Annotated in this window: 24 protein-coding genes and 1 pseudogene; 11 read left to right on the forward strand and 14 right to left on the reverse strand. The window is 70.1% G+C overall.

Going from position 1 to position 24,056, the window contains the following annotated elements; all coding sequences use genetic code 11:
• Positions 1-15: 15 nt before the first annotated feature.
• The 6 genes from P3102_RS16740 to P3102_RS16765 form a co-directional block, all read right to left on the reverse strand.
• Complete coding sequence (locus P3102_RS16740; RefSeq protein WP_276370371.1) at positions 16-1,194, reverse strand: ABC transporter substrate-binding protein; 1,179 nt, start codon at positions 1,192-1,194, stop codon at positions 16-18.
• Complete coding sequence (locus tag P3102_RS16745; protein ID WP_276370373.1) at positions 1,191-1,583, reverse strand: nuclear transport factor 2 family protein; 393 nt, start codon at positions 1,581-1,583, stop codon at positions 1,191-1,193. The genes P3102_RS16740 and P3102_RS16745 overlap by 4 nt, the downstream gene beginning before the upstream one ends.
• Before the next feature lie 48 nt (positions 1,584-1,631).
• The gene (locus P3102_RS16750; protein ID WP_276370375.1) at positions 1,632-2,399 is read right to left on the reverse strand and encodes a MoaF C-terminal domain-containing protein; all 768 of its coding nucleotides are present in this window, start codon (positions 2,397-2,399) and stop codon (positions 1,632-1,634) included.
• 40 nt (positions 2,400-2,439) lie between these two features.
• Positions 2,440-3,420, reverse strand: a complete 981-nt coding sequence (locus P3102_RS16755; protein ID WP_276370377.1) for a helix-turn-helix domain-containing protein — start codon at positions 3,418-3,420, stop codon at positions 2,440-2,442.
• A 77-nt stretch (positions 3,421-3,497) separates the two neighbouring features.
• Positions 3,498-3,653 (reverse strand): hypothetical protein, encoded by a 156-nt coding sequence (locus P3102_RS16760; protein ID WP_276370378.1) that lies wholly within the window; start codon positions 3,651-3,653, stop codon positions 3,498-3,500.
• Between the two features lie 221 nt (positions 3,654-3,874).
• Positions 3,875-5,209 (reverse strand): cytochrome P450, encoded by a 1,335-nt coding sequence (locus P3102_RS16765; protein ID WP_276370380.1) that lies wholly within the window; start codon positions 5,207-5,209, stop codon positions 3,875-3,877.
• Positions 5,210-5,337: 128 nt separating this feature from the next.
• Here P3102_RS16765 and P3102_RS16770 point away from each other — a divergent pair, with 128 nt between their 5' ends.
• The 3 genes from P3102_RS16770 (at position 5,338) to P3102_RS16780 (ending at position 9,740) form a co-directional block, all read left to right on the forward strand.
• Entirely contained in the window at positions 5,338-6,633 is a 1,296-nt protein-coding gene (locus tag P3102_RS16770; RefSeq protein ID WP_276370381.1) for a hemolysin family protein, read from the forward strand.
• 63 nt (positions 6,634-6,696) lie between these two features.
• Entirely contained in the window at positions 6,697-8,376 is a 1,680-nt protein-coding gene (gene ilvD, locus P3102_RS16775) for a dihydroxy-acid dehydratase (RefSeq protein ID WP_276370383.1), read from the forward strand.
• Positions 8,377-8,615: 239 nt separating this feature from the next.
• Positions 8,616-9,740, forward strand: a complete 1,125-nt coding sequence (locus P3102_RS16780; RefSeq protein ID WP_276370384.1) for a helix-turn-helix domain-containing protein — start codon at positions 8,616-8,618, stop codon at positions 9,738-9,740.
• A gap of 3 nt (positions 9,741-9,743) precedes the next feature.
• Here the strand turns inward: P3102_RS16780 and P3102_RS16785 are convergent, their stop codons facing one another.
• The gene (locus tag P3102_RS16785) at positions 9,744-12,056 is read right to left on the reverse strand and encodes a LuxR C-terminal-related transcriptional regulator (RefSeq protein ID WP_276370386.1); all 2,313 of its coding nucleotides are present in this window, start codon (positions 12,054-12,056) and stop codon (positions 9,744-9,746) included.
• Positions 12,057-12,436: 380 nt separating this feature from the next.
• Here P3102_RS16785 and P3102_RS16790 point away from each other — a divergent pair, with 380 nt between their 5' ends.
• From P3102_RS16790 to P3102_RS16800, 3 genes are all read left to right on the forward strand, one after another.
• Entirely contained in the window at positions 12,437-13,621 is a 1,185-nt protein-coding gene (locus tag P3102_RS16790) for a histidine kinase (RefSeq protein WP_276370387.1), read from the forward strand.
• Positions 13,622-14,293, forward strand: a complete 672-nt coding sequence (locus tag P3102_RS16795; protein ID WP_276370389.1) for a response regulator transcription factor — start codon at positions 13,622-13,624, stop codon at positions 14,291-14,293.
• Between the two features lie 85 nt (positions 14,294-14,378).
• Positions 14,379-14,954 carry a dihydrofolate reductase family protein gene (locus P3102_RS16800; protein WP_276370391.1) on the forward strand — a complete coding sequence of 192 codons (576 nt, stop codon included), beginning with the start codon at positions 14,379-14,381 and terminating at the stop codon, positions 14,952-14,954.
• A 79-nt stretch (positions 14,955-15,033) separates the two neighbouring features.
• Here P3102_RS16800 and P3102_RS16805 read toward each other — a convergent pair whose 3' ends face one another.
• Positions 15,034-15,447: an ATP-binding protein gene (locus P3102_RS16805; protein ID WP_276370392.1), complete on the reverse strand. Its 414-nt coding sequence runs from the start codon at positions 15,445-15,447 to the stop codon at positions 15,034-15,036.
• 154 nt (positions 15,448-15,601) lie between these two features.
• Between P3102_RS16805 and P3102_RS16810 the strand changes: the two genes are divergently transcribed.
• Entirely contained in the window at positions 15,602-15,952 is a 351-nt protein-coding gene (locus P3102_RS16810; RefSeq protein ID WP_276370394.1) for an STAS domain-containing protein, read from the forward strand.
• Positions 15,953-15,964: 12 nt separating this feature from the next.
• Here the strand turns inward: P3102_RS16810 and P3102_RS16815 are convergent, their stop codons facing one another.
• Complete coding sequence (locus tag P3102_RS16815) at positions 15,965-16,405, reverse strand: STAS domain-containing protein (protein ID WP_276370395.1); 441 nt, start codon at positions 16,403-16,405, stop codon at positions 15,965-15,967.
• A gap of 230 nt (positions 16,406-16,635) precedes the next feature.
• On the reverse strand, positions 16,636-16,974 hold the full coding sequence (locus tag P3102_RS16820; protein WP_276370397.1) for a helix-turn-helix domain-containing protein: 339 nt from the start codon (positions 16,972-16,974) through the stop codon (positions 16,636-16,638).
• A gap of 69 nt (positions 16,975-17,043) precedes the next feature.
• Here P3102_RS16820 and P3102_RS16825 point away from each other — a divergent pair, with 69 nt between their 5' ends.
• Positions 17,044-17,601: a carboxymuconolactone decarboxylase family protein gene (locus P3102_RS16825; protein ID WP_276370398.1), complete on the forward strand. Its 558-nt coding sequence runs from the start codon at positions 17,044-17,046 to the stop codon at positions 17,599-17,601.
• On the opposite strand, the gene P3102_RS16830 is transcribed toward P3102_RS16825, so the two are convergent.
• Complete coding sequence (locus P3102_RS16830; RefSeq protein ID WP_276370400.1) at positions 17,598-17,810, reverse strand: hypothetical protein; 213 nt, start codon at positions 17,808-17,810, stop codon at positions 17,598-17,600. The genes P3102_RS16825 and P3102_RS16830 overlap by 4 nt on opposite strands.
• A 357-nt stretch (positions 17,811-18,167) precedes the next feature.
• Between P3102_RS16830 and P3102_RS16835 the strand changes: the two genes are divergently transcribed.
• From P3102_RS16835 to P3102_RS16845, 3 genes and pseudogenes are all read left to right on the forward strand, one after another.
• Complete coding sequence (locus P3102_RS16835; RefSeq protein WP_276370401.1) at positions 18,168-18,767, forward strand: XRE family transcriptional regulator; 600 nt, start codon at positions 18,168-18,170, stop codon at positions 18,765-18,767.
• 78 nt (positions 18,768-18,845) lie between these two features.
• Positions 18,846-20,018 carry an FAD-dependent oxidoreductase gene (locus tag P3102_RS16840; protein WP_276370403.1) on the forward strand — a complete coding sequence of 391 codons (1,173 nt, stop codon included), beginning with the start codon at positions 18,846-18,848 and terminating at the stop codon, positions 20,016-20,018.
• A gap of 7 nt (positions 20,019-20,025) precedes the next feature.
• Positions 20,026-20,925, forward strand: a pseudogene (locus P3102_RS16845) (proline racemase family protein); the annotation flags it as partial.
• A 76-nt stretch (positions 20,926-21,001) separates the two neighbouring features.
• On the opposite strand, the gene P3102_RS16850 reads toward P3102_RS16845, so the two are convergent.
• From P3102_RS16850 to P3102_RS16860, 3 genes are read right to left on the reverse strand one after another with little or no spacing between them, the layout of a single operon-like run.
• Positions 21,002-22,216, reverse strand: coding sequence for an amidohydrolase family protein (locus tag P3102_RS16850; protein ID WP_276370404.1), 1,215 nt, complete (start codon positions 22,214-22,216; stop codon positions 21,002-21,004).
• Positions 22,213-22,653: a GAF domain-containing protein gene (locus P3102_RS16855; RefSeq protein WP_276370406.1), complete on the reverse strand. Its 441-nt coding sequence runs from the start codon at positions 22,651-22,653 to the stop codon at positions 22,213-22,215. Before P3102_RS16855 ends, P3102_RS16850 begins: the two co-directional genes overlap by 4 nt.
• Positions 22,650-24,041 carry an MFS transporter gene (locus P3102_RS16860; RefSeq protein ID WP_276370407.1) on the reverse strand — a complete coding sequence of 464 codons (1,392 nt, stop codon included), beginning with the start codon at positions 24,039-24,041 and terminating at the stop codon, positions 22,650-22,652. Before P3102_RS16860 ends, P3102_RS16855 begins: the two co-directional genes overlap by 4 nt.
• Positions 24,042-24,056: the final 15 nt, after the last annotated feature.

The raw sequence follows: 24,056 nt of genomic DNA on the forward strand, positions 1-24,056 counted from the left end.
CACTTACCTCTCCCGTTACTTCTTGGGAATCCGCAGCCAATCGTCGGCGACGAGCTCCCACTTGTTGGAGCCGGAGGCGAGCTTGATCGGCCAGCCCGCGGTGTTGTCGTGGTGGGTCTGGCCGGGACCGAAGACGTACGGTGTGCCGACCATGGGGTCGGTGATCGGCTTCATCTCGCGCAGCGCCTTGGTCACCGACTCACGCGTGACGTCCCCGCTGATCCCCTTGACGACGTCGAGAAAGTACTTCGCCGCCAGGTAACCGCCCTGGCTGAACGAGGTCAGCGGGATGTTGTTCTTGGTCATCAGCTCACGCCAGTCCTTGTTCTGCGGGCTGGTCGAGTCGGTGAACGGGTAGAACTCGGCCGGCACGTACACCCCGGCACCGGCGTTGGTGATGGCCTTGGCGTAGTTCTCGCTGTAGACGCTGGTGAGCAGCAGCCACGTGACGTCGTTCCACCCCTGCGCGGCGGCGGCCTTGAGCTGCCCGATGGAGTCCGGTTCGACCGGGTTCACCGTGATCGCCTTGCAGCCGGCGTTGCGGGCCTTGACGATGTAGGAGGTGTAGTCGGAACCACCGTAGGGCACGGTCGCGTCGAGGTACTTGAGCTTCTTGCCGGTGATGGCCGACCACTCGTCGATGGCCGCCTGGTACGACGGCAGCGTGTTGCCCGCGATCTCCAGCAGTCCGCAGATGTCGTTCAGCTTCAGCGTTTCCGAGCCGTAGAGCAGGGTCAGCGTCATGTCGTGGTACGGGCCGACGTTGACCGGGCCGATGTTGGGGCTGGTGAAGCACGCCGGGTCCACGCCGATGCCCTGCATGGACAGGATCTTCTGCTGCTCGTAGTACTTGTTGTTGATCTCGCACTCGATGAGGCTGGACGAGCCGACGAGCGCCACCGCTTCGTCGCGGCCGACGACCTCACGGGCCGCGGCGGCGGCCGCCGCCGGGTCGCCCTTGTCGTCCAGGGCCTTGTACTCGATCTGCCTGCCGTTCACGCCGCCGCTCGCGTTGGCCGCGTCGAAGACCGCCTTGGCCGCCTGAGAGGCCTCGGGGAAGGTGGCCGCGCCGCTGAGCGCGTTGACCGAACCGACCACGATCGGTCCGCTCGAACCGCTCTCGGCCCCGGCGCAGCCCGCCGTGGCGAGCAGGACGGCGGCGGCGAGGGCGACGAGGCGCCGCGCGGGTCTCACCGGTTCTCCAAGGCGTCCACGACGGGCACGGAGTCGACGATCTGCTCGAACGAGAGCACCTTGCCGCCGTCGAACCGCCACACGTGCGCGACCCGGGCGGTGAACGAGCGACCGGTCTCGCGGTGCTTGCCCTGATAGGTCCCGAGGCCGATCACCGTGTCACCGGCGTCGAACAGGTCGCCGAGGGTGAAGGTGTAGCCGTCCCAGTCCTTCGCGATCGCGCCGAAGACGTTGTCGCGCACTTCCTCCGGGCCGGTGTAGGTGCCGGCGTAAGGGAAACCGGCCGCCTCCGTCCAGGTGGTGTCGGGGCCGAGCGGGGCCAGCATGCCCGCCAGGTCGCCGCGGTCGCTCGCGGCGTAATGCGCGGCGATGATGTCTGCATTGGACATTCGAGCTCCTTGAGGTCTTTGGTGAACCGCTGCCGCGATCGAGGGCGCTCAGACCGGTTGCGCGTCGGGGTAGGAGACGGCGCCGAGCGGGTAGATGTGCCCGCCCGCGCGGGAGTGTTCCGACCGGCCGTCGCCGGTCAGGCCGAGGAAGACGCCGGTGGTCTTCAGCGCGTAGCCGAGATCGTGCAGCCACACACTCGCCACGGCGATGCGGAATTCGCGGAAGCAGAACAGGTAGAGCCCGTCCTGGAACTTCCACACCGTCGACAGGTCCATGTCCCCGTGGCCGCGCTGCACACCTTCGAGGCATTGCCAGGCATAGCGTTGCGAAGACACGTACACGTGCTCGTAAAGGTGTTCCGGGCTGTAACGATAGATGTTGCGCTTGCCGATCAGATCGCGCGACGGTCCCGGTACCTCGCCGGTCGGCGTGCCCGCGTCGGTCGTGCCGGACCAGAACGTCTGGGAGACACGGGGAACGCCCTCGACGTCGTCGGCGCCGATGACCGAGCGCACGGCGAGCGCGCGATGCGTCGTCGTGGAGAAGACGACGGTGAGCGCTTCACCCTCCACGCTGGTGTGTGGGAGATTGACGAAGAAAACGTCTTCCCGGACGGCGACCGCGTCGTACGGATCCTTGATGCCGTTGCAGGAAACGGTTTCGGCGTCCTCGAATCGCAGCGCGAGCGTCGTTCCGTCATCGAGGGTGACGGTGAGCGCACGTCCTGACAGGTCCGCGTTCGGCAGGCGGTAGGTGGCTATTCCGGCGGCGAACTCGTCATAGGTGCGCCACTGTTCCTCTGGTGCTTCGGGCATGCGGTCATCGTCGAGGTGACCGCCCCGGAAGGGCCAGCCCTCACGCGCTGGGTGGCAACAACCGATCGCTCACGGTCAAGCCGCGGCGCAGTTCGCTCGGCGAGCAGCCGAATTCCGTCTTGAACACCCGGCTGAAGTGCGGTGCGTCGACGAAACCCCACTTCGCCGCGATGGTCGCGACGGGCCGGGAAGTGTGCACGGGGTCCAGCAATTCGCGGCGGCAGTGTTCCAGCCGCCGGGTGCGGATCCAGCTCGAGACGGTCGTGCCCTGTTCGTGGAAGAGGCCGTGCAGATGCCGGGTGGAGATGTAGTGCTCGGCGGCGATCTGGGCGGGGCCGAGGTCGGTGGAGGAGAGGTTCGTGTCGATGTAGGCGAGGACACGGCGCATCAGTTCGTGGTGCGGTCCGGCCGTCGAGCGGGCGAGGTCGAGTTCGCTGGCGAACAGGGTGGCGAGCAGATCGACCGCCGTATGCGCGAGCCGGACGCCCGCCGGCCCGCCGAGCTGGTCGAGGTTGCTGCCCAGTTGCGCGAGGAAGGGCACCACCACGTTGCCCATGCCCCGTTTGCCCGACATCGGCACCGCGGTCAGCTGGCCGACCAGGTCGCGGGGGAGATCGATGAGCCGCTGCGGGAACATCACCACGAGCGTGCGGAAGTCCTCTTCGAACGCCAGGGTGTACGGCCGGTGCGTGTCGTACAACGCCACGTCACCGGGGCGCAGCATCGCCTCGCGGTCGTCCTGCACCAGCAGGCCGGTCCCGGCCAGGATCAGGCTCAGCTTGTAGTAGTGCCGGTCCGCCCTGGCGATGAGCTCCGGTGTCCGCTCGACCACGTGCGCCGACGCGGTCACCTCGGTGAGCTGGACGTCGTCGGCGCCGCAGGTGCGGATACGGCCGCGGAACTGGTCGCGGTGCTCGCTCGTCACGTGCAGCGGCACGAAGGATTGCGACACCACCGTGCGGAAATCGGTGAAATCTCGCGCGACCGTGGTGGTCGTCGGATCGGCGGTGGCGGTGGTCACGAGGTCACCTCGCAGCATCGGGGGGTGAATTTCATATACGATAAGCGATACGATGCTGTCGGGCAATGATCCCGAGGTCAGTCGGCGAGGCGGAACAGGAAGGTCCTCAGGACGACGTCGGCGGGTACCACCGTGCCCGTTGCGTGACGGCCGACGTCTTCGGTGAGCACTCGCGCACTGAACGGAGTCATACCGGGACCGGTGACCACGAGGTCGACGACTTCGGCGCGCACCCGGTATCGGCGAAGGCGGGCACATCCGGGGCTTTCTTGCCTTCACGGTCCGTCGTCACGCGTGTGACGTCACAGCGTCGATCACCCGTGAACGGATTTCGCCGTCCTTTGTGGAGCTTCGCCGGTCGCCACCGGCAGCGTGCCGTGGATCGGTGGGGCACTGGTACTGCCGGCGGTTCCGGTGGTGTGGCGGCGAAGAAGTTGAGCGAACACCGATCCCTTCACGCGAGCGCGGCGGGGAGTGTCTCGAATCCGCGCAGGATCCGGGTCTGCCGCCGCCGCGCCCCGTCGAGCAGCCGGAGGTCGGGGAAGCGTGCGAAGATCGACCGCAGCCCGATTTCCCCTTCCATCCTCGCCAGCGAAGCGCCGAGACAGTAATGCCGCCCGGCACCGAACGACACGTGGTCGCGCGCGTTCGCGCGCTCGACGTCGAAGGTGGCCGGGTCGTCGAAGATCTCCGGGTCCCGGTTGGCGCCCGCGAGCACGGTGCTCACGATCGCCCCGCGGGCGACGCGTGTCCCGCCGATCTCGGTGTCGCGCGCGCAGAGCCTGCCGGTGAGCAGGACGGGCGGGTCGTAGCGCAGGATCTCGTCGACGGCGTTGCTCCACAGATCCGGGTCCGCGCGCAGTTTCGCGAGTTCGCCCGGATGCCGGGTGAGCAGGGCGATGCCGTTGCCGAGGAGGTTGACGGTCGTTTCGAAGCCGGCCGCCAGCACCAGTCCCGCGGTGGCCTTGAGTTCCCGCTCGGTCAGGCCCACCCCGTCCTCACGGGCGGCGATGAGCTTGCTGAGCAGGTTGTCGCCTGGGTTCGCCCGCAGTTTCTCCAGATGCAGGGTGAGCCACGAGTCGAACTCGGCCAGGGTCGCTTCCACGGTGCGGAAAGTCCGCCACGGCAGGCCGAGGTCGAGACTCGGGGCCGCGGCACCGCCCAGCGCCAGCACCTTGTCGCGTTCTTCGAGCGGGACGCCGAGGATCTGGCTGATCACGGTGACCGGCAAGAGGCCGCAGTACCGCTCGATGAGGTCGACGGGATTCTCGGGGTCGAGTCCGTCGAGCAGTTCGTCGGTGATCGCCTGCGTGCGATGCCGTAGCTGCTCGACGGCGCGGGCGGTGAAGACCCGCGTGACCAGCTTCCGGTAGCGCGTGTGGTCGGGCGGTTCGCTCGCGAGCAGCGACGGCGGCTCTATCGGATGGATCAGGCCGGACGACGACCAGGCGACGAGCCGGTTGAGCAGCGGGTTGTCCGGGACGAATCGCACGGTTTTGAACGCGTCGTCGGTCAGGATCTCCTTGCACGCCCCATGCCGGGTGCTCACGTGCCCGACCCGGGTGGTGGCGATGGCGCCGTGCGAGCGGATCTCGTCGAACAGCCCGGTGAGGTCCGCTCCGCCGCTCGCCTCGACCGAAAGCCTGCCCTGGAGATCACCCCGGCGCGCCGCGGCCCGAAGCGCGACGCGGGGGAGCGCGTGGCCGATGCTCCAGCGGGTGACCGGTTTGGCGATCTTCTCCGCCCGGCGCCGGAAGGTTCGTGCGGGAGCGGTCTTGAGAGTGAACATCAGGACTCCGTCCGTGCGGGTCCTTCGAAGGTATCGGAACGACGTGTCAGTAGCGAGCCGCTCCGATGGCTGCGGACGCGCTTCCCCCTCGGTAAAGTTCTGCACTTCCGGCGGGCCGGGGAGTGCTTGTGGGCGGCTACGGGTTCGACATCGCGCTGGTCGCGGTGCTGGTGGTGCTCAACGCGGTGTTCGCGGGCAGCGAGATGGCGCTGATCTCGCTGCGCGAGGGGCAAGTGCGGGCATTGGAACGGGACGGCCGCGCCTCGGCCCGGACGCTGGTGCGGCTCGCCCGCGATCCGAATCGCTTCCTGGCGACGATCCAGATCGGCATCACGCTCGCCGGGTTCCTCGCCTCGGCGACGGCGGCGGTGTCCCTCGCCCAGCCCCTGGTGCCGCTGCTGAATTTCCTCGGTGACGCCGCCGGGGCGGTGGCCGTCGCGCTGGTGACCATGGTCCTCACCTTCCTGACGCTGGTGCTCGGTGAGCTGGCGCCCAAACGGCTGGCCATGCAGAACGCGCTGCGGTGGGCGTTGCTGGTCGCGCGCCCGCTGAACCTGTTGTCGGCGATTTCGCGGCCCGTGGTGTGGGCGCTGAGCGTGTCGACGAATTTCGTCGTACGGACGCTGGGCGGCCGGGCGGAAGCCGATCCGGAGCAGATGTCACCCGAGGAGCTGCGGGAGCTGGTCTCGGCACAACGCGGCCTGAACGCCGAGCAGCGCATGATCATCAACGGCGCCTTGGAGATTCACGAACGACGGCTGCGGGAAGTACTCGTCCCCCGCCGGATGGTGCTGACGCTCGCGGCCGAGCTGGATCTCGAGTCGGCGCGCAGGGAGCTGGCCGAGTCCGGCCATTCCCGGGCACCGGTCGCCCGCGGCGGCCATCTGGACGACGTCGTCGGGGTCGTGCAGTTGCGCGACCTGCTCGGTGACCACGAAGACCTCGCCGAGGCCGTCAGGCCGGCGGTGGTGTTCCCCGATTCGCTGCGGGTGTCGGACGCGCTGCGGAGTTTCAAGGCCGAGCGGGAGCAGATGGCGCTCGTCGTCGACGAGCACGGCGCCGTCGCGGGCATGGTCACCCTGGAGGACCTGCTGGAGGAGATCGTCGGTGAGATCTACGACGAGACCGACCGCGACGTGCTGGCCGTCCGCGACGGCAACGACGGTTCACTGGTCCTGCCCGGCACCTTCCCGGTGCACGACCTCGTCGACGTCGGGGTCGAACTGCGGGACACGCCGCCGGGGGAGTACGCCACGATCGCGGGACTGATCCTCGTGCTCCTCGGCCGGATCCCGGAGAAACCGGGCGACCGGGTGGCGCTCTCCGGCTGGACGGCCGAGGTGCTCGGCGTGGAGCATCACGCGATCACGCGGGTGGCGCTGCACCGGGGAGCGACCCACCGCGGACCGAATGCGGAGCGGTGAGTTGCGCCGGGCGCGTCCGGTTGGCAGCGTGCCCGGTGTCCCGCCACGAAGAAAGGTGTTCCGATGCCGCAAGACCAGCCGGATTTGAAACCCCGTTCGCGTGATGTGACCGACGGTCTGGAGCGCGCGGCGGCCCGCGGGATGCTTCGCGCGGTCGGGATGGGCGACGACGACTTCGCCAAACCGCAGATCGGGGTGGCGTCCTCGTGGAACGAGATCACCCCGTGCAACCTCTCGCTCGACCGGCTGGCCAAGGCCGTCAAGAACGGCGTGCACGCGGCGGGCGGCTACCCGCTGGAGTTCGGCACGATCTCGGTGTCCGACGGGATCTCCATGGGACACGAGGGAATGCACTTCTCGCTGGTGTCCCGCGAGGTGATCGCCGACTCGGTGGAAACGGTGATGATGGCCGAGCGGCTCGACGGCTCCGTACTGCTGGCGGGCTGCGACAAATCGCTGCCGGGCATGCTGATGGCCGCGGCGCGCCTCGACCTCGCCTCCGTCTTCCTCTACGCGGGTTCGATCATGCCCGGTCAGGTCGACGGCCGGGACGTCACGATCATCGACGCCTTCGAGGCCGTCGGCGCCTGCCTGGCAGGCAGGATCACCCGCGCCGAAGTCGACAAGATCGAACGCGCGATCTGCCCCGGTGAAGGGGCCTGCGGCGGCATGTACACCGCCAACACGATGGCGTCGGTGGCCGAGGCCCTCGGCATGTCGCTGCCCGGATCGGCCGCCCCGCCCGCCGTCGACCGGCGCCGTGACGGGTTCGCCCACCGCTCGGGGGAGGCCGTCGTCGGGATGCTCCGCCAGGGCATCACCGCGCGGCAGATCATGACGATGGAGGCGTTCGAGAACGCGATCGCCGTCGTGATGGCGCTGGGCGGTTCGACCAACGCCGTCCTCCACCTGCTCGCGATCGCCCGCGAGGCGGAGGTCGACCTGCGCATCGACGACTTCAACCGCATCGGCGACAAGGTCCCGCACCTCGGCGACCTCAAACCGTTCGGTAAGTACGTGATGAACGACGTCGACAAGGTCGGCGGCATCCCCGTGGTGATGAAGGCGCTGCTCGACGCGGGGCTCATGCACGGCGACGTGCCCACCGTGACCGGCAAGACCCTGGCCGAGAACCTCGAAGGCATCGCGCCCGCCGGGATCGACGGGGAGATCATCCGCCCGCTCGACCGCCCGATCCACCAGACCGGCGGGCTGACCATCCTCAAGGGATCACTGGCGCCCGAAGGTGCCGTCGTGAAATCCGCGGGCTTCGACGAATCGACGTTCACCGGCACCGCGCGGGTGTTCGACGGCGAACGCGCCGCACTCGACGCGCTCACCGAGGGCCGCATCGTCGCGGGGGACGTCGTGGTCATCCGGTACGAAGGCCCGAAGGGCGGGCCCGGGATGCGCGAGATGCTCGCCATCACCGGCGCGATCAAGGGTGCCGGGCTCGGGAAGGACGTCCTGCTCATCACCGACGGCCGGTTCAGCGGCGGCACGACCGGCCTCTGCGTCGGCCACATCGCGCCGGAAGCCGTCGACGCCGGGCCGATCGCGTTCGTGCGCGACGGCGACCCGATCACCCTCGACGTCGCGAACCGGACACTCGAGGTCGAGATCGACGACATCGCGTCCCGCCGGGAGGGCTGGGCGCCCAAGCCTCCGGCATACACGCGCGGCGTGCTCGGCAAGTACGCCAAGGTCGTCCGCAGCGCGGCGCACGGAGCCGTTTGCGAGTAGGCCGGCCGTGCGGCGGACGACGGTCTCGCGTGTCTGGATGGACGACACGCGTGAGGGGGGCGGACGACACGCTTCGGACCTTCGTGCTTGGGAGGTGCCCGCGTAAAGGACACCGGTGACCACCACGAACGGGTGACGTGCAGGCCGAGTGGACGCGAGTACGTAATTCACCCGATGTGCCCCGCTACTCCGCGGTAGCAGACTCGGCGGCCCGATTCCCGCCGCTCCGGAGGTCGATGATGACCCTGACCGCGTCCCCTGCCCCGGCCCGTTCCGCCGCCCTCGTGATCGCCCGCGTGGTCGTGGACGGGATCCGGCATTCGCTGCCCGAGCACGCGTCGCTGTTCGACGCGCGGGCGACGGAGTTCGTCGCCTCCGTACTGGAGCACGACAGGAAGTACGCCGCGCTGGGCATCGCCGCCGGTGCGGACGCCTTCCGCCAGGTCGGTGTCGCCGAGTACGCGGCGGGCAAGGGGCTGGAGCGGCTCTCCCGGGCGTTCCATTCGGCGGGCCGGGCCGCGCTGCCCGTGCTGGCCTCGCTGTCCCGGCTGCCGGGGGCGGGCTCGTCCGTGATGGACAGCGGGGTGGAGGCCCTGCTCCGCTGCGCCGACGTCCTGATCCGGCTGTCGACCGCGGCCTACCGCGCCGCGCACACGCCTTCGGTGGCCGAGCTGCGCCAAGACCTGCTGAAGGAGCTGTTGGGCGGCCGTCCGCCGGCGAAGTGGGCGGCGCTGGCGGCCGAGGCGGGCTGGATACCGCCCGCCAGGGTGGTGGCCGTCGCCGCCGAACCCGGCGCGGTCCGTGCCTCGTTCGGCCCGGAGGTGCTGGCCGACCTCACGGGCGAGTACCCGCATCTGCTCGTGCCGGACGACCTGGAGATCGGCGGTGTCCTCGCGGGGACACGGGCGGCGGTCGGACCCGCGGTGGCACCCGCCGAAGCCGCGGTGTCCCTGCGCTGGGCCCGGCGGACGCTGGAACTGGTCCGCCGCGAGGTGATCGAGGACGGCCCCCTCGTGCGCTGGTCGGACCACCTGACCACGCACTGGCTGTTCGCCGACGAGGTGCTCACCTCCGCGCTCGTCACGCGCAGCCTGGCGCCGATCGCCGATCTGCCCGCGAACGAACGCACCAAACTCGCCGAGACCCTGGACGCCATGCTCGCCGCTCGCGGCGGGGCCCCCGAGATCGCGGAGAACCTCGGCGTCCACCCGCAGACGGTGCGCAACCGCCTGCGCCGCCTCCGGGTCCTGTTCGGCTCGCGGCTCGACGACCCGCAGGCCCGGCTGGACTTGCGGATCGCCTTGCGCGTCGAGCTGCTCACGCCGGAACCGGCCGGGACGGCCACCCCGATCAGGGCGGCGTGAGGCTCACCCCGGGTCGGCCGACCGGGTCACCCAGGTGGCGACCTGCACGCGGTTGGAGTAGCCGAGTTTGGTGAGGATGTGGTCGATGTGGGTGTCCACCGTGCGCCGCGCGATGCCGAGCCGGTCGGCGATCTCCTGGTTCGTCAGCCCCTCGGCGACCACGTGCGCGATCTCGGTCTCGCGTCTGGTGAGCACCTGCGCGGCCGGTGCCCGCGGTTCGGGGGCCCGTTCCTCGAGGGCGTACGCGATGGCGTCGACGACGGGCATCGCGGCGCCGTCGGTGAACTCCTTGACGGCGACCTCCCAGCCCAGCGCCGCCGTCACGACCTCGGTGTCGGCCTGCAACGGCTCGGAGAACGCGGCGTACCGCGTCGGCCACGCGCCGACCGTGCGCCAGACGTCCATCGCGGCGCCCTGGAGGATCGCGGCCCGGTTGGGGCGGCCGGTGCGGGCCGCGCAGCCGGCCATGACGGTGAGCGTGAACCCGACGACGACCCGGTCGTCCACCCGCTCGTGCAGGCGCAGGACCTGCTCACAGCACCGGCTCGCCACGGCGAGGTCGCCTTGGAGGTATTCGGCGGCGGCGAGCGACCACAGGGCCCAGCCCCGCCAGAAGACCTCGCCCCGCCGCTCGCAGCGCTCGACGGCTTCGGCGAGCACCGCCCGCCCCCGCTCCATGTCGCCTTCGAGCGCGACGGCCAGCCCGTGGTTGTAGCTCGCCCACAGGTCCGCGCCTTCGTCGCCGTGGGCCCGGAACAGGTCGATGGCCGTGCCGAACAGCCGGGCGGCCTCGGACATGTCGTCGCCGATCAGCGCGGCGTAGGCACGCACGTGGAGTACATACGCGGCGGCGAGTTCGTCGCCGCTCGTCTCGGCTTCGGCGGCCGCCCTGTCCAGCATGTACCGATGGGCGGGCATGTCTCCCTGCACCACCGCGAGGAAACCGGACAGCCACAGCCCGTGCGCCCGCTCCGGGACACCCGGTGCGGCGACCTCGTCGAGGCGGCGGACCCACATCCGGCCTTCGGTGTTCAGCCCGCGGACGATCCAGAACTCCTTGACGTCACGCAACATCCGCAGCCCGACGACCGCGTCCTCCGGATCGCCGGTGCAGTAGTCGAGGGCGACGCGCAGGTTCGCGTGCTCGCGGCGGAGCCGTCCGATCCAGGCGAGCTGGTCGGTCTCCAGCCATTCGGCGGCGTACCGGCCGGCGAGTTCGGCGAACCAGTCCCGGTGCCGTTTCCGGAACTCCGCCGTCCCGCGCGTCTCGCCGAGCCTGTCGACGCCGTACTCGCGCACCGATTCCAGCATGCGGTACCGCACGCCGCCGGGGTATTCCTCACGCAGCAGGATGGACTTGTCGAGCAGTCCGTCGACGACTTCGAGGACCCGCTCGCGCGGCAGTTCGCCGCCGGAACACACCTGTTCGGCCGCGTCGAGGTCGAAGCTGCCGGAAAACACCGACGCGCGCGCCCACAGCAGGCGTTCGGGCCCGGTGCACAGGTCGTGGCTCCAGTCGATCAGGGCGCGCATGGTCTCGTGCCGCTCCGGCCGCCCCCGCCGGTCCTTGGTGAGCACGGAGAACTGCCGGTCGAGCCGGTCGGCCAGCTGGCGCAAGGACAACGCCCGCGCGCGGACGGCGGCCAGTTCGATGGCCAGCGGCAGCCCGTCGAGCCTGCGGCACAACCGGATCAGCGGCTCGGTGTCCTCCTCGGTGAGCCGGAACGACGGCGCGACCGCGGTCGCGCGGTCGACGAACAGCCGCACGGACTCGTCGTTCATCGCGTGTTCGAAGGAATCGCCCGGTACCGGGATGGCCAGCGGCGGCACCGGCAACACCCGTTCGCCCGCGACGCCGAGGGATTGCCTGCTCGTGGCCAGCACCTTCACCCGCGGGCAAGAGCGGACCACGGTGTCGGCGAACCAGGCGCAGCTGTCGACCAGGTGCTCGCAGTTGTCCAGCACCAGTAGCAACCGGCTCGCCTGGAGCGCCTCGACGACCACTTCGATGGCCGGTCTCGCCGAGCGGTCACCGAAGCCGAGGACGTTCGCCACGGTCGGCACCAGCAGCGCGGGTTCCCGCAGCTCGGCGAGCGAGACGAAGGCGACCTCGTCCGCGGTCGCCTCCCGGTGGGCCGCGGCGACCCGCCACGCCAGCCTGGTCTTGCCGACACCACCCGGCCCGGTCAGCGTGACCAGTGACGACGTCTCCAGCAGGCGCCGCGCCTCGCCGGTTTCGGCGTCTCGGCCGACGTAGCTGGTCGCTTCGGCGGGATCGGCGGGCCACCCCGGAAGCGAGCCGACTCCGTCCGCCATGCACTCTCCCGCCATCGACCGGACCCGCGATTCCGTCCGATGTAGACGGAATCGCCCGGCTGCGGATACTAGCGGACCGGCGTCCTCCCAGCGGGACGCTTGATCACCGGGATCGCGCGTCCGGCCCGCCGTCACCGTTCCGGCGGCCACGAGCAGCAGGAACAGGAACGATCGGCCACCCCGCTCACCGGGAATCGCAGGCAGCCCCTACCTCTTGATTCGCGTCGCGCCCAGCGTCGCCGTCACGGGGCCGGGAGCACATCGGCAGCGTGTCGCGCTTCGCGTCCTACCAAAGTCGAGTCCGGTCGCGACCGAGGTCGGGGCTCGGATCGTCCTGGATCCGGCTGCGCCACGCCGGCCGGGTCGACGATGATGGGCCGGTGATCACCGACCCCGGCGCCCAGCCGCTCCTCCGTCCGTGGGGGCAGGTTTGGCGCCTGCTCGCGGCGGCAGCGCTGGGCGTGCTGCTCTGGCTGCTCACGGCGTCGCAACTGCCGGTGGGCGCGGCGGGGCCGAGGGTCACCTGGCTGATCACCGGCGATCCGCTGATCGCGATCGCCTGCCTGATCGCCCTGCTGTGGCGCCGTCGCTTCCCGGTCGTGATCACGATCGCGGTCATCCTCGCCTCGACGGTTTCGGTACTGGCGGCCGGCGCGGCCTTGCTCGTGCTCTGTTCGCTGGCCGCCCGGCGGCGACCGGCCGAAACGGCGGTCGCGGCGGTGTTGTCCGTGGTCACGGGGCTGCTGATCGTCGACCTCTATCCCCAGCGGGAGGTGCCGGGACCGCTGTGGCTGCTGATCAGCGTGCCCGCCTTGCTGGTGGGCATCGTGGTGGCCGTGGGCGCGGCGATCGGCGCGCGGCGGGAGGAGCTGCGCTCCCTGCGGGAACGGGTCGAAAGCGCGGAACGCGAGCAGGCCGCGCGGGCGGCCGAGGCGCGGATCGTGGAGCGGCACCGGATCGCCCGCGAAATGCACGACGTCCTCGCACACCGGGTCTCGCTGGTCGCCATGCAGGCCGGGGTGCTGGGGCACCGCCCGGATCTGCCCGCCGACCAGATCGCGGAACTGGCCCGGGGGATCGCCGAAGGCTCCCATCAGGCGCTGGAGGAACTGCGCGACGTTCTCGGCGTGCTGCGGGCGAGCCCGGAGGAACTGGAGCCACCGCAGCCGTCGCTCGCCGACCTGCCCGCGCTCGTCGCGGACGCGCGGGCGCTGGGACTGGACGTCACCTTGACGGTCACGACGTCGGGCGAACCACCCGACTCGATCGCGAGGACCGTCTACCGGATCGTGCAGGAAGGGCTGACCAACGCCGGCAAACACGCGCCAGGGGCCGAAGTGGTCGTCACGGTCGAGGGAAGAGCGGGGGCCGGCCTGCGGGCGACGGTCCGGGATTCCGGTGCGGCGCGGGCGATCACGGGCGCGCCCGCGTCCGGATACGGCCTGCTCGGCCTCTCCGAGCGGGTCGGGCTGGCGGGTGGCGAACTGGACCACCGCCCGGAACCCGGCGGCGGATTCGTCCTCACCGCGCGGTTGCCGTGGCCGGTCCGCGAAGGGAGCGACTGAATGGACGACGAGCGGGTACGGGTCGTGCTCGTCGACGACGAACACCTGGTGCGGATGGCGCTGCGGCTCATCGTCGACGGCGAACCCGACCTCATCGTGGTCGGCGAGGCCGCCGACGGCGACACCGCGATCACCGTGGTGGGCGAGCAGCGGCCCGACGTCGTCCTGATGGACGTCCGGATGCCCGGTCGCGACGGGCTGAGCGCGACCGAGGAGATCCTCCGCCGCCCGGGTCCGCCGCGGGTCCTGGTGCTGACCACCTTCGACTCGGACGAGATGGTGCTGGGCGCGCTGCGCGTCGGCGCGCTGGGCTTCGTCCTCAAGGACACCCCGCCGCCCCGGATACTGGCGGCGATCCGGACGGTCGCGACCGGGGAACCCGCGCTTTCACCCGCCGCCACGGCCCGCCTGATCGCCGCGGCCACCGGACCGCATTCGTCCGACGCGCGTCGGGCGGCCCGCGAGACCGCTCGCGCGCTGCTGGCCACCCTGACCGACCGTGAACGCGAGACCGCGAGCGCCATCGCCGAAGGGCTGTCCAACACCGACGTCGCGCGGCGGCTGGACATCACCGTCGCGACGGTGAAGGCCCACACCAGCAGCATGCTCGCGAAACTCCGCGTCGAGAACCGGGTCCAGATCGCCCTCCTGGTCCGCGACGCCGAAGGCTGAAACTTTCTCCGGCTCGGTGTCGAATCCGGCGTTCCCCGGTCGACGCAGTGTCGAAAGCAGTGCTGAACGACCAAGGAGAACCCAGATGCGCACCCTGATCGCCACCGCCTTCGTCTCGCTCGACGGCGTCGTCGAGGCGCCCGGCGGGGAGCCGGGCTACCGCAATTCCGGCTGGACCTTCGACGGCATCCAATTCGACGAAGCGGCGTACGAACTCAAGGGCCGCGAGCAGGAGGAAGCCACGGCGATGATGCTGGGCCGGGTCAGCTACCAGGCGTTCGCGCCGGTGTGGCCCACCATGACGGAGGAATTCGCCGGCTACGACGCGATGCCGAAGTACGTCGTTTCGACCACGCTGCGGGAGGAGGATCTCGTCGGCGACTGGGGCGAGACCACGATCCTGCGGTCGCTCGACGACGTCGCGAAGCTGAAGGAGACCGAGGGCGGGCCGATCATCCTCCACAGCAGCGCGGAACTGGACCGCGACCTCGCCGACGCCGGACTGATCGATCGTTACCACCTGCTCCTGTTCCCGGTGCTGCTCGGCGCGGGCAAGAAACTCTTCAGCGACACCGACAAGGACAAGCAGAACCTCGAACTCGTCGAGAGCGAGGCCTACTCCAACGGCGTCCAGAAGCTGGTCTACGACGTCGTCCGCTGATCGGACGCGCCGCCGCCGCGACGGACCGAGGCGCTCAGCACGGACTGGCCGTCCGGGTCGCCGGCGCCGCCTCAGGCGGTCAGGTGGCGGGGCAGGGCCAAGCGAGCCGGACCCTGGTCCCGGTGGGCGTGCTCGTCACCGAGACCTCCGGCGCGAAGGCACGGATGATCGGCAAGCCACGGCCGCCTTCCGCGCGGCGTCCGTCGCGCCAGCGGCCCTCGTCGGCGACGGTGATCTCGAGTCGGCCGTCCTCGTGGGCGGCGGTGATCGTCATGAGGTTGGCGTCGGTGCCGTCCGGGTACGCGTGCCGGACGACGTTCGTCATCGCCTCGTAGGCCGTGAGCTTGAGATCGTCGGCCAGTTCCCGGGGGAGACCGTGGTCGAGGGCCCATTTGGCCAGAAGGTCCCGTAGCGCGGCCGCCTGCGCGGGGACGGCGGCCACCTCGAGGGTCAGTTCGTCGGCGGTCTGGCGTACCGGCTCGTCGATCGGCATCACGAAATTTCTCCTCGTCGCCCGCCGCGGTCCACGACCACCGGATCCGGTGACCAGATCAGGGCACCGGCCGGATCGGGACACGAGTGCCGCGCGACCCGGTGTCGCCATCCGATATGTTCGAAAGCAGCGGGATGCCGATCGTAAGGGGTGGATGACGGTGACGAGCGGAGACGGTGACAACCGGGAGATCCCGTTCTCGGTGACCGTCGTCAGGCCAGCGGGCACCGAGGTCGTCATCGCGGTGGCGGGGGAGATCGACCTGACGACCTCCGAAGACCTGAGGGAGACCTTCGAGGCGGCGCTGGAGCCGGCGCCCGGCAGGCTCGTCGTGGACCTCGAAGGGGTGGACTTCTGCGACTCCACCGGTCTGGCGACCCTGGTCAGGATCAACGACCGGTGCGGCACCCAGGGGGTCGACCTGAGTTTCCTGCCGTCACCGACGATCCGGCGGCTGGCTTCGAAGACCGGCCTCTCGACGCTTCTGCCGCTCGCCGGGTCCTGAGTGCCGGGGCGGTCAGCGGTTCGTCACTTCGCGGATCGCCTGGTCGAGATGCCGGTACACGGCGATGCGGGCGTCGACCCTGAACAGCTGCAGCAACCGCAACACGGGCCGGGTGTCGGCGACGAGCCCGGTGGTGCGGTGTTCGGACTGGGCGCGCGCCGCGGCGGATTCGATGACCCGCAACCCGGCGACGCCGAGGAAGCTCACCTGGGTGAGATCGAGCACCGTGGTCGCGGGGAGACGGCCGGCCAGTGCGAGTTCCAGTTTCCCGGCGGTGGCGAGGTCGATCTCCCCGGACGCGGCGACGACGAGGAGGTCTTGGCTCCACCGGATGCGGCGGACCTGCAACAACTCCTCGTCCGACGGACGCGGTGCGGGAACGCCTTGGCGGATGACGGTGCGGAGGAGGGGGCCATCGCGGCTGCCTCGAGTGGACGGAATACGTTCGGTCATGATGCTGATCTCCCGGATAACCGGGGATGAGACGGACAACGGGCAAGCCTGCACAACAGCTGCGCAAGTCAACTCGCCGCCGCGTCGCCCCGGGAAAATTCTGGGCCGCGGACATGCGGGTCGTTCCAGCGGGCTGGTGGACTCAACCGCACATACTGCTCACCGTACGCTGCTCACCACGTCTGGCAATACCACGTGCGGTTAACGGTGGGATTCATCTCGGCGCACGATCAATTCCGTAACGCCTTTTCCCAGGTATGGACCCACTTTTCCAGGGGATTCAACGCGTCGAGAAGCTGTTCACCCAGTGGGGTCAGGCGGTAGCCGTCTCCGCCCGTTTCGGCGATGCGCGCTTCGGTGAGCTCGGCGAGCCGTGTGGAGAGCACGCTCGACGACATGAATTCGCAGCGCCGCTGGAGTTCCCGGAAGCCGACTTCGCCTTGGCGCAGTTCCCAAATCACCCGAAGGGTCCACCGGCGCCCCAGCAGATCGAGTGCGGCCATGAGCGGGCGGCCGGTTTCGGAGCCGCGGACCGGCCGCCCGGGCCGCGGGATCGGGTGATCGGGCATGGACGTCCCCTTGCGCTTCGACTTTCGAAGCAGCATAGTGGTTCGAAAGTCGAAGCACACGAGGTGGTCATGGCACGTATCGCCCCATTCGCCCCGCCTTACGAGGCGGACGTCGAGCAAGCCCTTCGGAAATGGATGCCGCCCGGTGTGACACGGGAGCCGCTGGCGCTGTTCCGGGTGCTGCAGCGCCATCCGGGACTGGCCGCACGAATGCGCGTCCTGGGCGCCGGCCTGTTGACGCACGGGGAAGTGCCCGCGCTGGACCGGGAGATCGTCATCGCGCGGGTCACCGCCCGATGCGGATGCCGCTACGAATGGGGTGTCCACGCCGCGGTCTACGCGGCGACGGTGGGTTTGACGCCGGATCGGCTCGAAGCCACCGTTTCCGGCGATTCCGGACATCCCGCCTGGTCCGCGCGGCATCGCGCGCTGATCCGCGCCGTCGACGAACTCCACGACACGGCAACGGTTTCCGATGGGGCGTGGGCCGCACTCGCCGAGCACTATCCGGCCTCGCAACTGCTGGAGCTGCTCGTGCTCGCGGGCTGGTACCGGACGATCGCGTACGTCGCCAACGGAGTCCGTCTCGAAGAAGAGTCTTGGGCGGCCCCGTATCCCGGCCGCTAGGGCCGGCGCGAGTCGATTTCCCCGGTTTCGTCCCGTTCCTGCTTCGAGGCCTTCCACGAGGCGAGCACGCACAGGAGTGCCGCCACGAAGCCGGCCGCGGTGAGTGTCCCGGCCCAGGCCGTACCGGTGGTGGCGAGAAGGTGGAGCTGGACCACGGCGGTGCACGTGTGGACGACCGCCAGGCCGAGCCACAACCGTTGCGTCGTCATCGCCCTGCCTCCGCTCGCCCGGTACGGGGTCGATCGCGGCGGGGCGTGATCGGGTCACCTCGTGACACAGAGCCGAGCCGTAGCACACGGCGGAGTCGCCTTACCCCGCAAGAGCGCGATCGTGCGACTTCGGTTCCCGCCGCGTCCGGCCCGCCCGGCGCCCACCGGTCCAATAGCGACGAGCCGACCCGGCCCTGCGCGGTGTCGCCGTCGTCCTGCCAGGCGTCGAAGCACCGTTCTCGAAACCGTAGGAGCTGCCTCCCCGTCGGAGGCGTGTCATGATATCCGCGAACTTGATCGGCAAAGCGAACGATTCGTTCTTCGATCGTACGATATGGCGAACGACAAGGGGAAGCGGTGGAGGACGACACGCCCTCGATCCGGGACATGCTGGCGGTCAATCTGCGCGCGGCCAGGGCGGCGAGGGGTCTCTCGCTCTCGGAGCTCTCGCGACGGTCGGGTATCGGCAAGGCGACGCTGTCACAACTGGAGTCCGGCGCCGGCAATCCGACCATCGAGACCGTGTTCAGCCTGTCCAGGGTGCTGGAGGTGGCGATCTCGGATCTGCTCGACCACCGGGCGGGCGGTGGGCTCACCGTGGTGCGCGGCGCCGACGTCGAAGTGCTCAGCGGGGAGGGAGTGGATCTCCGGTCACTGCGGCGGATCGAGACCGGAGACGGCGTCTTCGAGGTGTACGACCAGGTGGTGCGCGGGGACGCGCCGCAGCGCTCCCAGGGCCACTTCGGGGTCGAGCACACCATCGTGCAGTCGGGTTCGCTGCGGGTCGAGGTGGCGGGCCGGGCAGTCGAGATCGGCCCGGGGGATTACGTCGCCTTCGACGCCCGCGAGCCGCACTGCTACACCGCTTCGAAGGGACCGGTGCACTCGGTCCTGCTCCTGCAGTACCGCGCCGACGAACGGCTCGACGGCCGGCCGCATCCCGTGCTGAAGGGCTGACCGGGGCCAAGGTCTTGACACCTTTTCAGAGGCGAACTTACGCTTCGATCGTTCGCTTTACCGAACGACGGAGGGTCGATGAACCGAACGCGCGTGGTCGTGGCCGGTGCGGGCATCGTCGGCGCCGCGTGTGCCCGTGAGCTGAGCCGGGCGGGTTTCGACGTCGTGGTCGTGGACCGCGGCCGTCCCGCCGGGGGCGCCACCTCGCACGGCGAGGGCAACATCCTCGTCTCGGACAAGGGGCCCGGCGCCGAACTCGAACTCGCGAAACTCTCGATCGCGCTGTGGCCGCGGCTCGTCGCCGAGATCGTCGACGAGGACCCGCGTGCCGCTTCGGCGATCGAGTACGACCCCAAGGGCGGTATCGTGGTCGCCACCACGGACGACGGCGCTCGCGCTCTCCCGGCGTTCGCCGCGTCGCAATCCGGTGTCCGCGCGGAGCCGTTGTCTCCCGGGGAACTCGCCGAAGCGGAACCCGCGCTGACCCCTGCGGTGACCGCCGCGTTCCACTACCCGGAAGACGCCCAGGTCCAGCCCGCGGGCGCGGCGCTGGCGCTGCTGGGCTCGGCGCTGCGTCACGGCGCCCGGCTGCGCTCCGACACCGAGGTACTGGGCGCGTCCGTCCACAACGGACGGATCACCGGCGTCCGCGTGCCCGGCGAGGTCGTCGAAGCCGACATCGTCGTGAACGCCGCGAGCCCGTGGGCCGGGCAGGTGTCGGCGCGCCTCGGCGCCCCGATCGCGGTCCGCCCTCGCCGGGGCGAGGTGCTGGTGACCACCCCGATGCCCGGTGTCGTCCGGCACAAGGTCTACGACGCCGATTACGTCGGCGCGGTCGGTGCCGATTCGGGGGAGTTGCAGACCTCCGCCGTCGTCGAGTCGACCTGGGGCGGCACCGTGCTGATCGGTTCGTCACGCCGCCGGGTGGACTTCGACGACGCGATCCGCCCGGACGTGCTGAGTGCCATCGCGGGCAAGGCGCTGCGGCTGTTCCCGGCACTCGCCGACGTCGCCATCATGCGTGCGTACGGCGGTTTCCGGCCCTACGTGGACGACCACCTTCCGGTGCTGGGCGAGGATCCGCGGCTGGCCAACCTCTGGCACGCCACCGGGCACGAAGGTGCCGGGATCGGGCTGAGCGTCGGTACCGCCCGGTTGCTGCGCGAACTGCTGACCGGGACGGAGCCCGCGATGGGCGTCGGAGAGTTCACCGTGGACCGTCCGGCGGTAGTGGCGGAGGTGGCCGCGTGAGCGGAGGGCCGAACGGCGCCGGTACTTCGTGGCGCACCTGGACCACCTGCGGCGGTTTCTGATGAACGAGCCGCGCGGCCATTCGGCGATGAGCGGCGCGATCCTGCAGCCGTCGACCACGCCGGACGCCGACTGGGGCGTGGTGTACATCGAGGTGTCCGGCTGCCTGCCGATGTGCGGGCACGGCACGATCGGCGTGGCGACCGTGCTGGTGGAGACCGGCATGGTCGAGGTGACCGAACCGAAGACCTTGGTACGCCTGGACACCCCGGCCGGGCTGGTGCACGCCGAGGTCGAGGTCCGGGACGGCCGCGCCGAACGCGTCAAGCTCCGCAACGTCGCGTCGTTCCTCGCCGAACGGGACGCGGTCGTCGAGGTGCCCGGCCTCGGCGAGGTGCGTTACGACCTGGCCTACGGCGGAAACTTCTACGCCATCCTCGGACTGTCCCAAGTGGACATCCCGTTCGACCGGGCGGGGAAGGACCGGATACTGGCCGCGGGGCTGGACATCATGGCGGCGATCAACGGGCAGCGCCCGCCGAGACATCCGGCGGACCCGCTGATCGGCGGCTGCAAGCACGTCCAGTTCCTCGCTCCGGGGTCGGACGCCCGGGTCTCGCGGAACGCGATGGCGATCCATCCCGGCTGGATCGACCGGTCGCCGTGCGGCACCGGTACCTCGGCCCGGATGGCCCAGCTCCACGCCCGCGGCGAACTGCCGCTGCACACGCCGTTCGAAAACAGCTCGTTCATCGGCACCACGTTCACCGGCGAACTGGTCGCCGAGACCACCGTCGGCGGCGTCCCCGCCGTGGTGCCGGAGTTCTCCGGGCGCGCGTGGATCACCGGCAACGCCACCTATCTGCTCGATCCGGACGACCCGTTCCCCGCAGGCTTCGTCCTCTGAGCGACAGTGCGGTCCGGAGCCGCAATTCGTCACCTGCTTGCGACGGAAGGACACCGCAAGCAGGTGACGAATTGCGTCAGGGGGAGACCACGATGCCGGCCTGCACGATGTGCCGGAACTTCTCCGGCTCGGCGAGGACGCCGATGTCCGCCAGCGGATCCCGGTCCACGACCAGCAGATCCGCGTGCGCGCCGGGGGCCAGCGTGCCGATCTCGCCGGTGAGGTTCAGCAGGTCCGCCGCGGTCGAGGTCGCGGAACGGAGCACCGCCAGCGGGGACTGGACCTCGGCACGCAACCGGAACTCGTGATTCTGGTGCCGGTGCATCCCGCCGAGCAGGTCGGTGCCGTACACCAGTTTCACCCCGCCCACGGCCGCCCGCTCGAGTGCGGCCATGCCCGCGCCGAGCACCTCGTCGACCTTGCGCCAGCTGGATTCCGGCAACCCGTGCTCACGTCCTTCCTCCTTCAGCGCCCAGTACGTGACCAGGGTCGGCACCAGGTACGCGTCGTGCCGGAGGAACAGCTCGACGCTGCGGTCGTCGATCAGGTTGCCGTGCTCGATCGACCGCACACCCAGTTCCAGCGCACGGTTCACCGCGCGGGCGGTGTAGGCGTGCGCGGCGACGTACCGGTTGGCCGCTTCCGCCTCCTCGACGATCGCGCGCAGTTCCTCGGCGGAGTACTGCGTCGAGTCGATCCGGTCGGTGGGGGAGGCGACGCCGCCGGAGGCCATCACCTTGATGTGGTGCGCCCCCTTGCGCAGTTCGTCGCGCGCGGCCGCGCGGACCGCGTCGACCCCGTCGGCGACCCGGCCCAGACCGGCGCAGCACGGGTGGTCTTCACTGGCGTTGGCGCCTCGGGTCCGGCTGTCGCCGTGCCCGCCCGTCTGGCTCAGCGCGCGTCCGCAGAACAGCAGGCGCGGACCGCGGAACAGGCCCTCGGCCTGCGCGTCGGCGAGACCGTAGTCGGCGCCGGAGGCGTCACGGACGGTGGTGAAGCCCCGGTCCAGCATCCGGCTCATCGTACGGGCGCTGTGCGCGGCCACGTACGACGGCGACGACGTCGGCAGCGACCCCAGGTCCGCGGTCGAGGCGGTGACGTGCACGTGGGCGTCGACGAGACCGGGGAGCACGAACGCGCCGCGCAGATCCTCGGTCCGCGCGTCACCGGCGGTGAGACCCACGCCGATCTCGGCGATCCGGCCGTCGGCGCACCGGAGGTCGCCCTCGGTGTACTCGCCCTCGACCGGGTCGAGCAGGCGGGCGTTGCGCAGCAGCAGCGATCCGGTCATCGGGTCTCCTCCAGGAGTTCACGCAGGGCCGGGGCCGCCAACGGCGCCAGGGAACGGGCGACCGCGACGGAATCGTCGTCGTAGCTGCCTTCGGCGTCGAGGATGTTGAGGACGCCGAGGGTGCGGCCGTCGGCCACCACCGGCACGTTGATCACCGCACCGCAGCCGAGCCGGTCGATGAGTTCGTGGTCGGCGAAGATCTCCCGCACCGCCGCGCTGTCCGGGCCGAAGTAGGGCTCCTGCCCGGTGATGCACCGCTCCAGCCAGCCCGCCGCCACCTCGACGGTCTTCTCACCGCCCACCGGGTACTCGACCGGATGACTGCTGTGCACGCGCCGCAGCGCCCGCCGTTCGGGCACCCAGGCCAGCACGGTGAACAGCCGTACGCCGATCGAGGCCCGGGCCTTGTCCTCCACAGTGGACAGTGACACCGTCACTTCGTCATCTCCTTCGCGGTTTTCACGGGTGCGCCGTGTTCGGTCAGTTCTTCCAGGGAACGGCCGGCGGTGGACAGGCCGAACACGACCACGCACACCACCCCGGCCGCCAGGACGGCGGTGGTGAGGCCGAAGACGCCCGCGAAGCCGAGGCTCGCCGCGGACAGGCCGATGATCGTCGGGGCCAGGATGCTGCCGACCCGGCCGAACGCGCTGGACAGCCCGGTGCCGCTGGCGCGGATCCAGGTCGGGAACACTTCGGGGGTGTAGGAGTACACGCCGGCGTAGGTGCCGTTGAGGAAGAACGACAGCACCGCCCCGGCCAAGGTGATCGACCACGGCGCGTCCATCTGGCTCAGCCAGAACGCGCTCACCGCCGAACCCGCGAGGTACAACGCGATGGTGTGCTTGCGGTCGAGCCGTTCCGACAGCCACGCGGCGGAGAAGTACCCGGGGATCTGCGCCAGGTAGATGATGATGGAGAACTCGAAGCTCTTCGTCACGGTGATGCCCCGCTCGACGAGCAGCGTGGGGATCCAGGAGAAGAAACCGTAGTAGGAGAACGTGATCACGAACCACACGGTCCAGATCACCGCGGTGCGGCGGGCCATCGCCGGGCTCCACAGGAACCTCAGCGCACTGAGGAGATTGACCTTGGGGGTCTCCGTCGCGGGCTTGACGTCGGTCTCCGCGACGGCCGGGAGTTCCCGTCCCGTCGCCTTTTCGACGTCCCGCTCCAGTTTCGCGACGATCTTCTCCGCCTCGGCGTGCCGTCCGTTCGCGACGAGGAACCGCGGTGATTCCGGCAGGGAACGGCGCCACCACAGCAACATGAGGATCGGCAGCGCGGTGATCAGCTGGGCGACCCGCCAGCCTTCCGGCACCGTCGGGACGACGAACCGCCCGATCAGCGCGGCGGCGACGAAACCGAACGAGAAGAACCCGGCCAGCGCGCCGACGAACCAGCCACGTCGTCTGGCGGGCACGAATTCCGACAGGAACGGCGCGATGATCGCGCTTTCGGCGCCCGCGCCCGCCCCGGCGAGCACCCGGGCGCCCAGGAAGACCTCGTAGTCGGGGGAGAACGCGGCGAGTACCGAGAACACCGCGTAGAAGGCCAGCGCGTACATCATGACCTTCTTGCGGCCGATGCGGTCGCCCAGCAGACCGGCCGCGATCGCGCCGAACAGGAAGCCGAACGGCGTCGCCGAACCGATCAGCCCGAGCTGCCCGTTGTCGAGGCCCCACACGGCTTTCGCGCTCGGCAGGAGGAAGGCGACGACGGCGGAGTCCATCCCGTCGAAGGTGTAGCCGAGTCCGCCGATGAGCAGGAGTTTGTAGTGGGGACGGCTCAACGGAAGCCGGTCGAGTCGGGCCAGAAGCGTCATGGGGAACGCCTTCCG

This window comes from Amycolatopsis sp. QT-25 (assembly GCF_029369745.1).
GTDB lineage: Bacteria > Actinomycetota > Actinomycetes > Mycobacteriales > Pseudonocardiaceae > Amycolatopsis.